The organism is Sphingopyxis sp. P8 (assembly GCF_020622175.1).
GTDB lineage: Bacteria > Pseudomonadota > Alphaproteobacteria > Sphingomonadales > Sphingomonadaceae > Sphingopyxis > Sphingopyxis jiangsuensis.
The window spans coordinates 455,996-467,348 of the sequence record NZ_JACNMK010000001.1; the positions used below are offsets into that span (position 1 = coordinate 455,996).

Below are 11,353 nucleotides of genomic sequence, written 5' to 3' on the forward strand. Positions count from 1 at the left end.
GTGAAAACAATAGTGACACGAACGGGAGACAAAAATGACAGGCCCTTTGAACGGAATCAGGATCATCGAATTCGCAGGCATCGGGCCGGGTCCCTATTGTGCGATGATGCTCGCCGATCATGGTGCCGAGGTCATTCGAATCGACCGCCCCGGCGCCGCGCTCGACCCCCGCGACCCGCTCTCGCGTAACCGTTCGTCGGTGGTGCTCGATATGAAAGCGCCCGACGCCGTGGGGGTTGCGCGCGACCTGTGCAAAAGCGCTGACGGCATCATCGAAGGCTATCGTCCCGGGGTCATGGAGCGCCTGGGCCTCGGTCCGGACGTGTTGCTCGCCGATAACCCGCGGCTCGTTTACGGCCGGATGACGGGCTGGGGGCAGTTCGGTCCTTATGCACAGGCGGCAGGACACGACATCAATTATATTTCGCTTTCGGGTGTGCTCCACGGGATCGGACGCGCAGGCGAAAAGCCGGTTCCGCCGGTCAACTATGTCGGCGATTTCGGCGGCGGCGGAATGATGCTCGCCTTTGGCATGGTGTCGGCGCTGCTCCACGCTGCCAAAACGGGCGAGGGCCAGGTGATCGACTGCGCGATGACCGACGGCTCAGCCCTGCTTGCGGGCATGACCTGGGGGTTCAAGGCGATGGGGCGCCTGAAGGACGAAGCCGGGGTCAACATGCTCGACGGCGGTGCGCATTTCTACGACACCTATCGCTGCAGCGACGGGAAGTTCATCTCGATCGGATCGATCGAACCGCAATTCTATGCGCTGTTGCGCGAAAAGACCGGCCTGAGCGCCGATCCCGCATTCGATGCCCAGCTCGATCCGTCGCAATGGGGACCGCTCAAGGAAAAGCTCACCGCGCTATTCGCAACCAGAACGCGCAACGAATGGTGCAAATTGATGGAGAAGACCGACGTCTGCTTTGCGCCGGTGCTGTCGCTCGAAGAGGCGCCGCAACATCCACATAATGTCGCGCGCCAAAGCTTCGTGACGGTTGGCGGCGCCACGCAACCCGCACCCGCTCCGCGCTATTCGGCGACCACGAACGACACGCCACGGCAGGCTCCGACGGTCGGAGCAGACACCGACGAAGTACTCGCGTCGCTCGGCTATGACGCGACACGAATCGCGGCGCTGCGTGAAAGCGGCGTGGCACGCTGAACTCTACCCCGCGCGCGCGGTCATGCTCTCCCACAGCCCGCGCGCGCGCAGGTCGGCGACCTGCCTGCCGAGCAGCCCCGCCCAATAGGCATCATTCCCATGTGCGCTGCGCCAGCGCATCAACGGGATCGTTACGCGATGAAGCTCATATTCGCGCGTGAAGCCGATCGCGCCATGCACCTGGTGAGCGACAGCGGTCACGACGCCGGCGGCGCGATTTGCCCGCAGCTTTGCGGCCGCAATTTCGAAGCCCGAAGCGGCGGCATCGAATGCCGTCGCGTCGAGCCGCGCGGCCATGGCGGCTGCCGCGGCATCGACCGCCGCGACCTCGCACGCCATCGCCGCAAGCGATTGCTGAACCGCCTGGAACTTGCCCAGCGCCCTGCCGAACTGCTGGCGCGTGTTCACATGCTCGATCGACAGCGTTAGCGCTTGACCCATCGCCCCTGCCATCAACCCAACGGTGGCCGCGGCGCGATGCGCTTCGGACGCCTCCGGCAATCCCGACAGCATGAGTTCTTCAACGCCCAAATCGGGCACAAGCGTTCCGGCGAGGCGCAGCACGGCGTTAAGGTCGCCCCAATCGCCCCCCAGCCCATCCTCGTTTTCGGGCACGAGAAGCAAGCCGAAACCGGCGGCTTCCACGGGCGCCAGCCCTTCGCACGCAGCCTCGGCAAACACAGCGCGCGCCGTGTCGCACAACATGTCGCGAACCGCGCTCATCGCAGCCCCAATCCACGGGCTATGATGCCGCGAATGACCTCGCGCGTGCCGCCGCGAAGCGAGAAGCTGGGCGACGCGATCAGCAGCGCGCGCAACAGCCGCGCCAAATCGCTTTCATCGTCCCAACCGCAATCGACGATCGCCTGGACGCGCCGGGGCATATCCTGCTCGAAGGCATTCCCCAGTTCCTTGACCATCGACGCCTCGACCATCGGGTCCTCGCCCGCGGCGAGCTTGGCCGCAGTCGACATCGACAATTGGCGCAGCGTCCACATTTCGGCCGTCAACTCACCGATCAACGTCGCGAGCGCCGGATCGGGATCGGCGCCGGCGGCATCGATCAGCGCCGCGAACAGCGCGTGGCTCGACAGATAGCGCTCCGGCCCCGAGCGTTCGAGCGCGAGTTCGGCGGTGACCTGTCGCCAGCCCTGCCCGCGCTCGCCCACCAGCGCGCTGTGCGGAACGAGGACATCGTCGAAGAAAATCTCGTTGAAGTCATGGTTGCCCGCCATATCGACGATCGGGCGAATGGTTATGCCGGGCGTGTCTAGGTCGATCAGCAACTGGCTGAGACCCGCATTGCGTTCGCTCCCCTCCTCCGTCCGCACAAGCGCGAGAATGACGTGCGAGAAATGCGCGCCCGTCGTCCAGATTTTCTGGCCGTTGACGCGCCACCCGTCGGCCGTTTCGCGCGCGCTTGTCTGCACTGCCGCAAGATCGGACCCCGCGCCGGGCTCCGACAGCCCGATGCAGGCATAAAGTTCGCCGCGGGCAATCCCCGGCAAGTACAGCTCGCGCTGTTCTTCGCTGCCATAGCGGAGAATCAGTGGTCCCGTCTGACGGTCGGCGATCCAGTGTGCGCCAACCGGGGCGCCGGCAGCGAGCAATTCTTCGATCACGACATAGCGTTCGAGCGGATGCCGCCCGCCGCCGCCATAGCGTTCGGGAAGCGTCATGCCGATATAGCCCGCCTTGCCGAGCGCCGTGCTGAAATCGGGTTCGAAACTCGCCCAGCAATTGGCGCGCCGCACGACATCGCCCTGCGGCTGATGTTCGGACAACCAGGCACGCAGGTCGGCGCGCAGGGCAATCGTGTCGCCCGGCGGGTCGAAATCAAAGAGCGTAAAGCCTTGCATCACAGCACCGCCATGCAATAGCCTTGCAGGCGAGAAAAGGGATAACGACAATGGGCGAGTTTCTGAAGGTCGAGCGGCGCGGGAAAATCGCCATCCTGACGATGATCAAGCCCGAAAGCATGAACGCGATCGGCACGCACGACGACTGCCAGGACATTGTCCAGACACTGCGGCAACTCGGCGAGGATCGCGGCGTCAGCGCGATCATCCTGACGGGGAGCGGCAAGGCGTTCAGCGCCGGCGGCAATCTGAAATCGATGCAGGAACGCAAGGGCATCGGCGTGCTCGACCAGCCCGATGCGACGCGCAGCAATTATCGCAAGGGCGTTCAGGCGGTGATCCGCGCGCTGATGGACTGCGAAATCCCGATGATTGCTGCGGTGAACGGCCATGCCATCGGGCTTGGCTGCGACCTTGCCTGCACCTGCGATATCCGCATTGCCGCCGAAAGCGCCAAGTTCGCTTGCAGCTTCATCAAGGTCGGGATCGTTCCCGGCGACGGGGGCGCATGGCTTCTTCAAAAGATCCTCGGCTATCCGCGCGCTGCCGAATTGTTCCTGACCGGCGACCGTTTCGACGCGGCCACAGCCAAGGACTATGGCCTCGTCACCGAAGTCGTTCCCGACGACGAACTGCTCGACCGCGCAATCGCCATCGCCGAACGCATCGTGTGCAACCCGCCGCGCGCGCTGCGCCTGACCAAGCGACTGCTCCGCGAGGCGCAGCACAGCCGATTGAGCGATATCCTCGAGCTCAGCGCGGCCTATCAGGCGATCGTGCACGAGACCGCCGATAATCGCGAAGCGATCAACGCCTTCGTTGAAAAAAGGGAGCCGGTTTTTACAGGAGACTGACCATGCTGGCCGAACGCGTCCTGCCCCTGACGGGCATTCACAATTTCCGCGATTATGGCGGTTATGCCGTCGAAGGCGGAGGGCGCGTCCGCGACGGCGTGCTGTGGCGATCCGCGCACCATGAGGCCGCAACCGACGAGGATCTGGCGGCGCTCGACCGGCTGGGCCTCGAAACGGTCGTCGACCTGCGCGGCGACGACGAGCGTGCGTTGCATCCCTGCCGCCGCAGCGAGAGTTTCTCGGCGCGCGTGCTGTTCGCGGGCGGCGTCACCGCGGGGCTTGCGCCGCATCTTCAGGCCGCCGGCGGCGCCATCGATGTCGAGACGGCGCGCGCGCGGATGGTCGATACCTATGCCGGCATGCCCTATCGCCCCGCGCTTGTCGCGACGCTGCGCCTCTATCTCGCTGCACTTTCGGAATATGACGCGCCCAGCCTTGTCCACTGCGTGGCGGGCAAGGACCGGACGGGCTTTGCCGTCGCGGTGGTTCACCGGCTGCTCGGCGTCCATGAAGACGATCTGATGCACGACTACCTCCTCACCAACAGCGCGGGGAAGATCGAGGAGCGGATCGCGCAGGGTGCGGCGCATATCCGCGATCGCTATGGAGCCGAGATCAGGGAGGATGCGGTCCGGATGCTGATGTCGGTCAATCCCGTCTTTCTCGACGCCGCGCTCGCCACGGTGCGCCGCGACCATGGCGACGTGGCGAGCTACGCCGAGTCGGTGCTGAACTTCACGCCCGAAATGCACGAAGCCATGGTGGACAAACTAGTCGTTTAACCAATCGTCGCGGGGGCGACGTCCATTACTTCCCGCGTACCAGCACCCCGCCCTTGACCACGGCATCGACACTTTCGAGTTCGCGCACATCGACCAGCGGATCGCCGTCGACCGCGATGATGTCGGCATAGCGTCCCACCGCAATCGCGCCGACGTCGCGCTCGCGGCCAAGCGCCTGCGCGGCGTTGCGCGTTGCCGCCTGGATCGCCTCGAGCGGGGTCATTCCATATTCGACCATCACGCGAAACTGCTGGCCGCCGTCGCCGTGCGGCATGACGCCAACGTCCGAGGCGAAGACCATCCGCACGCCCGCCTTGTGCGCCTTGCGGAAATTGTCGCGCTGGATCTGCGCGATCTCGCGGTCCTTGCGCAGATTGTCCTCGAGCACGCCATTTTTCGCACCCTCGGCCTGCGTATATTCGGTGTTGTAGATATCCATCGAGAACCAGACCGGGCGTTTGCGTTGCACCGCCATGCGGATGCCTTCGTCGTCGACAAGGCTTGCATGCTCGATCGTGTCGATTCCCGCTGCGATCGCCGCCCGGATACCGTCGGCGCCGTGCGCGTGCGCCGCGACGCGAAGGCCCCACTGATGCGCCTCGTCGGCGATCGCGCGCAATTCCTCTTCGGACAATTGCTGCTGACCCGGTTCGGTATTGCGCGAGAAAACGCCGCCGGTGGCGCATACCTTGATGACTTCGGACCCGAATTTGCGCTGGCGGCGGACCTGGTGGCGCAGTTCCTCGGGCGTGTCGCCGATCCCTTCTTCCTTATTCTCATGTTCCAGGCTCGGCGGAAGGAAGGTGCTGTCGCAATGTCCGCCCGTTGCCCCAAGCGCATAGCCCGCGGGGACGATACGCGGCCCAACGGCATAGCCCGCCTCTATCGCCTGTTTGAGCCCGATGTCGTTACGATAGTCGGCACCGACGTTGCGCACCGTCGTGAACCCCGCGTCGAGCATCGTGCGCGCCGCGCCGACCGCGGTCATGCCCCAGAAGCTGTCGGTGAACTCGAGCCCGCGATAGCCGCCGATGTCGGCAGGCCCGTCGAGATGGACGTGCATGTCGATGAGGCCGGGGAGCAGCGTGCGCTCCCCCAGATCGATATGCTTGACGTTGCTGCTCCAGCGCACGGTGCGTGCGTCGGTGATATTCGTTATGCGGCCATCGGCGCCGACGAAAATCGCCGGATGTTCGATCGTCTTCCCCGACAGCACATCGACGTACCGCGCCGCCGTGATGACCGATTGCCCGCTGCCGTCCTGCGCGGCGGCCGTGGTAGCGCCGGCAATCACCGCGCCGCCGAAAAGGATTCCCCGCAGAAAACTGCGAAACTTCACACTGCATTGCATCGCCGATCCACCCGTTGTTGGTCCCCGCATCCTGATGGCAAATCGGCGAGAAATAGGACAGCCGAAAAATGCGGTCAGGATCGGGCTCGCTGCACCTGATCGAGATGCTCGATGAGGTCGGGCCGGACCCGCGCAAAGCCGAGTTTGATCAGGCTCGACGCGAGGTTCGACAGCAAAGATGCGCCGCCCAGCGCGACGGCGCAGCGCGCGCCGCACCAATGCCACACGACGCCGCAAAGCAGGATCACGATGATCCAGCGCGGTGTACCGCCGCCAATCCAGCTGACGCCCTGCATGAAGGCGATGAAGACGGGGTCGCTTTCGCCGACGCGGAGCGACAGGCTACGCGAGACCTGCCAGTCTGCCGCCTCGGTCCAGCCCGCGCCGACCGCAAGGCCGAGCAGGACGACGGCGGCCAGTAAAGCGGCTGTAATGACTGGCGATAGTCGTTTCGGGGCCAAAAATCCTCCCTGTCGCGCAGCCATGGAGAGGTGGCGGCCCTGCAGGGGCCGACGGAGGGGCCCCTCCACCACTCGCCTGCGGCAAGCGGTCCCCCTCCCCATCGCTTCGCGACGGGGAGGATCGCATGATCAAATATGCAACGGGCGGCCGTATGCCGACAGCACGCCTTCGTGCATCGTCTCGCTGAGCGTCGGGTGCGGGAAGACGGTGCCGATGAAATCATCCTCGACCAGCTCGGCGGTCTTGCCGATCGTATAGCCCTGGATCTGCTCGGTCACTTCGGCACCGATCATATGTGCACCCAGAAGCTCGCCGGTCTTTGCATCGAAAACCGTCTTGGTGAAGCCTTCGGCCTCGCCGAGCGCAATCGCCTTGCCATTGCCGATGAAGGGGAAGTTGCCGACCCTCACCTCGTAACCCAGTTCCTTCGCCTTCGCCTCGGTCAGGCCGACGCTCGCGATCTGGGGGCGGCAATAGGTGCAGCCGGGAATGTTGCGCACGTCCATCGCGTGCGGGTGGCCGCCGGCAATGGCTTCGGCCGCGATAACCGCTTCATGCATCGCCTTGTGCGCGAGCCACGGCGGCGCGGTGACATCGCCGATGGCCCACAGACCCGCGACATTGGTGCGGCACATCGCGTCGGTGTCGATGTGCCCCTTCGTCGTTTTGACGCCGAGCGCCTCCAGCCCGATATTCTCGGTATTGGGAACGATGCCGATGGCAACGATGGCGTGGCTGAACTCGGCGCTCTCGACCTTGCCGTCCTTTGCCTTGATCTTCGCAGAGACGCCGCCGGCGGTTGCCTTCAGCTCCTCGACGCCCGCGCCGGTCATGATCGTCATGCCCTGCTTCTTTAGCTGCTTTTCGAGGAACGTCGACACATCGGCATCCTCGACGGGGACGAGCCGGTCGAGCATTTCGACGACGGTAACGTCGGCGCCCATATCGCTGTAAAAGCTTGCAAACTCGATCCCGATCGCACCCGATCCGATGACCAGCAGCTTCTTCGGCATCTCTGTGGGCACGAGCGCGTGGCGATAGGTCCAGATGCGCTTGCCATCGGCGGGCGCGAAGGGCAGGTCGCGCGCGCGCGCGCCCGTCGCGACGATGATATTCTTCGCGGTCAGGGTTTCGACGCCCTTGTCGCCCGTCACCTCGAGCTTGCGCGGCGCGGTCAACTTGCCGGTGCCCATATGCACGGCAATCTTGTGCTTCTTCATCAGGCCGGTGACGCCCTTGTTGAGCTGCGACGCGACGCCGCGCGACCGCTTCACCACCGCGTCGAGGTCGGCACTGATCTCCGCAGCCTTCAGCCCATAGGCCCCCGCATGCTGCATATAATGATAGACCTCGGCCGAACGCAGCAGCGCCTTGGTCGGGATGCACCCCCAGTTGAGGCAGATACCGCCGAGCAGCTCGCGCTCGACGATCGCGGTCTTGAGCCCGAGCTGCGCCGCACGGATCGCCGCGACATAGCCGCCGGGGCCCGAACCGAGAACGATGAGGTCGTAGGAAGTCTCAGCCAAAATTCACTCCATCACCAGCGCCCCTCCCTGCGGGGAGAGGGAGAAATTACGCGACCAACCCCAGCGGGTTTTCGACAATCTGCTTGAACGCCTGCATCAGCTGCGCGCCGTCCGCGCCGTCGATGGCGCGGTGGTCGAAGCTGCCGGTGGCCGACATCACGGTCGCGATCGCGAGCGCGTCGTCGACGATATAGGGGCGCTTTTCGCCCGCGCCGATCGCCATGATCATGCCCTGCGGCGGGTTGATGACGGCTTCGAACTGCTTGATGCCGAACATGCCCATGTTCGACAGGCTGGCAGTGCCGCCCTGATATTCGTGCGGCTGGAGCTTGCCTTCCTTGGCGCGGCCGGCGAGTTCCTTCATCTCGGTCGAAATCTTGCTCACCGACTTTTCGTCGGCGCCCACGATGATCGGGGTGATGAGCCCCGCGGGCACGCTGACCGCGACAGAGATGTCTGCGCGTTCATAGCTGATGAGCTGGTCGCCCGCGAAGCTGACGTTGCACTTGGGCACCTGGATCAGCGCCTTGGCGAGCGCCTTGATGAGCAGGTCGTTGACGCTGAGCTTGACGCCCTGCGGCTCGAGCGCGCCGTTGAGCTCGCCGCGCAGCTTGAGCAGCTTGTCGAGCTGGACATCGACCGTGAGGTAGATGTGTGGGACCTGCTGCTTGCTCTCGGTCAGGCGGCGCGCGATCGTCTTGCGCATGTTGCTGAGCTTTTCAGCGCTGTGCGGAATGTCGGTCGTGAAGGGCTGCGTCGGCGTCGGCGCCGGGGCAGACGCGGGCGCCGCAGCAGCGGCAGGCGCCGGTGCGGCTGCGCCCGTCGGCGCGCCTTCAAGGTCGGCCTTGACGATCCGTCCGCCCGGTCCGCTGCCCGTCAGCGCGGCGAGGTCGATGCCGCGTTCGGCGGCGAGGCGCTTGGCGAGCGGGCTCGCCTTGATGCGGTCGCCCTTATCTGCCGGCGCAGCCTTGGGCGCCGCTCCCGCGGAGGCGGCGGCCGCCGACGCGGGTGCCGTTTCGCTTGCGGCCCCCGCCGGCGCGGGAGCGACGCTTTCTTCCTTGGGCTCGGCCTTCGCCGCAGGAGCCGGTGCGGCCTTCGCCGCGCTCGCATCTTCGCCCTCGCCCGCGATCACCGCGATGACGGTCCCGACGGCGACATTGTCGGTGCCCTCGGCGACCAATATCTGCGCGATCGTGCCTTCGTCGATCGCCTCGAACTCCATCGTCGCCTTGTCGGTCTCGATCTCGGCGAGCAGGTCGCCCGACTTGACCTCGTCGCCTTCCTTGACGAGCCATTTGGCGAGTGTGCCCTCTTCCATCGTCGGCGAAAGCGCGGGCATTTTGAGTTCGATTGGCATGATCCGGCGTTATCCCTCGTCAGTCTGGCAGGCGAACCTGCCGCTACGGTTTGTTCCCTCGCCATAAGAGCATCAATGGTCAAGGTCCATCCGGCCAATCTTGCCTTTCATACGAATGTAAAGCAGTCTCCGCGCCGACAAGAACAACGGGGTCGGGGCATGAGGACGTATCTGGTGGTGATCGACGACAGTCCGGAGGCGAACCTCGCGCTGCGCTTTGCGGCGCGGCGCGCGGCGCGGACGGGAGGCGGCGTCGCGGTGCTCGCGATAATCCCGCCGCAGGATTTCGTCGCATTTGGCGGTGTGCAGGCGACGATCGAGGCCGAAGCGCGCGAACATGCCGAACAGCTCGCCGAGAGCGCTGCAAAAGCGATCGAAGAGGAAGCCAGCATCAAGGCGCAGATCATGATCAAGTCGGGCAAGCCCGCCGAGGTCGTGCGCGAGGTGATCGGTGACCAGGACGAAATCGCCGCGCTTGTTCTCGCGACGGCCGCCAGCGGCGCGCCGGGGCCGCTGGTGTCGCATTTCACCGGACAGGATGCCGGAACGCTCCCCTGCCCGGTGATGCTGGTGCCGGGCGGCATCGACATCGCCCGGCTCGATGCGTTGAGTTAGGCCGTCGCCGGGCGTGGAAGCGCAGCCGCGCCTTTGGCTTCGAGCAGCGCGAAATAGAGGACCACGAGCGCCTGGGCGGCGACGACCGCGATGCCCAGCCACGTCATCTGGCCCCCGAAAATGGCGAGCACTGCAAAGCTTGCCGCGACCCAGCCGAGATTGCCGACCGCGATCAGGTTCGCGAGTCCCTTGCTTGGCGTCTTCTGCGTCGCGACGAACAGCATCAGCAGCGCGCTCGGCAGGCCGATCCAGCCTGCGACGGTCACCACATCGGAGGGGAGGCCGAGAAGTGCGGCGACCGTCGCAGTCGCAAAGACGCAGAGGACGAACAGGCCGGCACAGGTGACCGCATCGACCAGCAGGGTGTTCTTGAGGGTGAAAAAGCGCATCGTCATTCTCCTTTCGATGCACCGCATTTGACGGAGCCAATGACGCGCGTCGATTACGCGGCAGGTAATGGCTATGACGACGACCGAGGTATAGCTGTTGCCGCAAAGGAGAATGGCGATGAAGCCTGCCCCGATTGGCGAACAATTGCGCGAATGGCGGACGCGCCGCCGGATGAGCCAGATGGACCTCGCGCTCGACAGCGAGATTTCGACCCGGCATCTGAGCTTCATCGAGACCGGGCGGTCGCGGCCGAGCGCCGCGATGGTCCAGCGACTTGCCGACCGGTTGGAGGTGCCGCACCGCGCGCGCAATGCGCTGCTGCTTGCGGCAGGCTATGCGCCCGATTTTCAGGAGCGACCACTCGACAGCCCCGAAATGGAAGGGATGCGCGCGATCGTCGAGCATGTGCTGCGCGGGCACGAGCCCTATCCCGCGCTCGCGGTCGACCGTCATTGGAACATGATTGCCGCCAATGGCGCGATCGCGTTGCTGACACAGGGCGTCGCGCCCGAACTGCTCGAGCCGCCCGTCAATGTGCTGCGCATCGCGCTCCATCCGGGCGGTCTCGCGCCGCAGATCGTCAATATCGGCGAATGGCGCGCGCACATCCTTCACCGGCTCGACGGCCAGGTCGAGGCGAGCGGCGATCCGCAGCTCGCGGCGTTGCGCGACGAATTGGCGGGCTATGGCGCCGCGGCGGCAAATGATGGCGAGCATGCCGCGAACGGCATTGCGGTACCACTGCTTCTCGACACGCCGGCGGGACGCCTGTCCTTCGTGTCGACGGTGACAGTGTTCGGCACGCCGATCGACATCACCCTGTCCGAACTGGCGATCGAGGCATTTTTTCCGGCAGATGCGGCGAGTGCAGCGCTGTTGCAGAAAATGGCGGCTCCGCAATAGGCTTCGTCATTGCGAGCGGAGCGAAGCAATCTCCAGCTATCGTCCGGGCACGAGGTCGATAGCTGGAGATTGCCGCGTCGCCTTCGGCT

General features: G+C 65.1%; 12 protein-coding genes. 5 read left to right on the plus strand and 7 right to left on the minus strand.

The annotated features are described in order from the left end of the window. The first annotated feature begins 34 nt into the window (after window positions 1-34). On the plus strand, window positions 35-1,165 hold the full coding sequence (locus tag H7692_RS02295) for a CaiB/BaiF CoA transferase family protein (RefSeq protein ID WP_227339705.1): 1,131 nt from the start codon (window positions 35-37) through the stop codon (window positions 1,163-1,165). Window positions 1,166-1,168: 3 nt separating this feature from the next. Here the strand turns inward: H7692_RS02295 and H7692_RS02300 are convergent, their stop codons facing one another. Both H7692_RS02300 and H7692_RS02305 read right to left on the minus strand, forming a co-directional pair. Next, a complete protein-coding gene (locus H7692_RS02300; protein ID WP_227339706.1) occupies window positions 1,169-1,888 on the minus strand; it encodes an acyl-CoA dehydrogenase family protein in 720 nt (239 codons plus the stop codon). After that, a complete protein-coding gene (locus H7692_RS02305) occupies window positions 1,885-3,024 on the minus strand; it encodes an acyl-CoA dehydrogenase family protein (RefSeq protein ID WP_227339707.1) in 1,140 nt (379 codons plus the stop codon). The genes H7692_RS02300 and H7692_RS02305 overlap by 4 nt, the downstream gene beginning before the upstream one ends. Window positions 3,025-3,074: 50 nt before the next feature. Here H7692_RS02305 and H7692_RS02310 point away from each other — a divergent pair, with 50 nt between their 5' ends. Beyond that, window positions 3,075-3,878, plus strand: coding sequence for a crotonase/enoyl-CoA hydratase family protein (locus H7692_RS02310; RefSeq protein ID WP_227339708.1), 804 nt, complete (start codon window positions 3,075-3,077; stop codon window positions 3,876-3,878). A 2-nt stretch (window positions 3,879-3,880) separates the two neighbouring features. Then, a complete protein-coding gene (locus H7692_RS02315) occupies window positions 3,881-4,660 on the plus strand; it encodes a tyrosine-protein phosphatase (RefSeq protein WP_201925536.1) in 780 nt (259 codons plus the stop codon). 25 nt (window positions 4,661-4,685) lie between these two features. On the opposite strand, the gene H7692_RS02320 is transcribed toward H7692_RS02315, so the two are convergent. The 4 genes from H7692_RS02320 to H7692_RS02335 form a co-directional block, all read right to left on the minus strand. Further along, on the minus strand, window positions 4,686-6,011 hold the full coding sequence (locus H7692_RS02320; protein ID WP_413541438.1) for an amidohydrolase family protein: 1,326 nt from the start codon (window positions 6,009-6,011) through the stop codon (window positions 4,686-4,688). A gap of 74 nt (window positions 6,012-6,085) precedes the next feature. Then, the gene (locus H7692_RS02325) at window positions 6,086-6,472 is read right to left on the minus strand and encodes a hypothetical protein (protein WP_201925540.1); all 387 of its coding nucleotides are present in this window, start codon (window positions 6,470-6,472) and stop codon (window positions 6,086-6,088) included. A gap of 129 nt (window positions 6,473-6,601) precedes the next feature. Beyond that, on the minus strand, window positions 6,602-7,999 hold the full coding sequence (gene lpdA, locus H7692_RS02330) for a dihydrolipoyl dehydrogenase (RefSeq protein ID WP_227339710.1): 1,398 nt from the start codon (window positions 7,997-7,999) through the stop codon (window positions 6,602-6,604). A 46-nt stretch (window positions 8,000-8,045) separates the two neighbouring features. Then, the gene (locus H7692_RS02335) at window positions 8,046-9,356 is read right to left on the minus strand and encodes a pyruvate dehydrogenase complex dihydrolipoamide acetyltransferase (RefSeq protein ID WP_227339711.1); all 1,311 of its coding nucleotides are present in this window, start codon (window positions 9,354-9,356) and stop codon (window positions 8,046-8,048) included. A 159-nt stretch (window positions 9,357-9,515) separates the two neighbouring features. Between H7692_RS02335 and H7692_RS02340 the strand changes: the two genes are divergently transcribed. Further along, window positions 9,516-9,971 (plus strand): universal stress protein, encoded by a 456-nt coding sequence (locus tag H7692_RS02340; protein WP_222136087.1) that lies wholly within the window; start codon window positions 9,516-9,518, stop codon window positions 9,969-9,971. On the opposite strand, the gene H7692_RS02345 is transcribed toward H7692_RS02340, so the two are convergent. After that, window positions 9,968-10,360: a hypothetical protein gene (locus H7692_RS02345; protein WP_227339712.1), complete on the minus strand. Its 393-nt coding sequence runs from the start codon at window positions 10,358-10,360 to the stop codon at window positions 9,968-9,970. The genes H7692_RS02340 and H7692_RS02345 overlap by 4 nt on opposite strands. A 118-nt stretch (window positions 10,361-10,478) precedes the next feature. On the opposite strand from H7692_RS02345, the gene H7692_RS02350 reads away from it, so the two are divergent. After that, window positions 10,479-11,264 carry a helix-turn-helix domain-containing protein gene (locus H7692_RS02350; RefSeq protein ID WP_227339713.1) on the plus strand — a complete coding sequence of 262 codons (786 nt, stop codon included), beginning with the start codon at window positions 10,479-10,481 and terminating at the stop codon, window positions 11,262-11,264. Window positions 11,265-11,353: the final 89 nt, after the last annotated feature.

What these genes read in the sequence shown, in the direction of transcription:
- H7692_RS02295 (WP_227339705.1), top strand. Translation starts at nt 35, where the DNA reads ATGACAGGCCCTTTGAACGGAATCAGGATCATCGAATTCGCAGGCATC.
- H7692_RS02300 (WP_227339706.1), bottom strand. Translation starts at nt 1,888, where the DNA reads ATGAGCGCGGTTCGCGACATGTTGTGCGACACGGCGCGCGCTGTGTTT.
- H7692_RS02305 (WP_227339707.1), bottom strand. Translation starts at nt 3,024, where the DNA reads ATGCAAGGCTTTACGCTCTTTGATTTCGACCCGCCGGGCGACACGATT.
- H7692_RS02310 (WP_227339708.1), top strand. Translation starts at nt 3,075, where the DNA reads ATGGGCGAGTTTCTGAAGGTCGAGCGGCGCGGGAAAATCGCCATCCTG.
- H7692_RS02315 (WP_201925536.1), top strand. Translation starts at nt 3,881, where the DNA reads ATGCTGGCCGAACGCGTCCTGCCCCTGACGGGCATTCACAATTTCCGC.
- H7692_RS02320 (WP_413541438.1), bottom strand. Translation starts at nt 6,011, where the DNA reads ATGCAATGCAGTGTGAAGTTTCGCAGTTTTCTGCGGGGAATCCTTTTC.
- H7692_RS02335 (WP_227339711.1), bottom strand. Translation starts at nt 9,356, where the DNA reads ATGCCAATCGAACTCAAAATGCCCGCGCTTTCGCCGACGATGGAAGAG.
- H7692_RS02340 (WP_222136087.1), top strand. Translation starts at nt 9,516, where the DNA reads ATGAGGACGTATCTGGTGGTGATCGACGACAGTCCGGAGGCGAACCTC.
- H7692_RS02345 (WP_227339712.1), bottom strand. Translation starts at nt 10,360, where the DNA reads ATGCGCTTTTTCACCCTCAAGAACACCCTGCTGGTCGATGCGGTCACC.
- H7692_RS02350 (WP_227339713.1), top strand. Translation starts at nt 10,479, where the DNA reads ATGAAGCCTGCCCCGATTGGCGAACAATTGCGCGAATGGCGGACGCGC.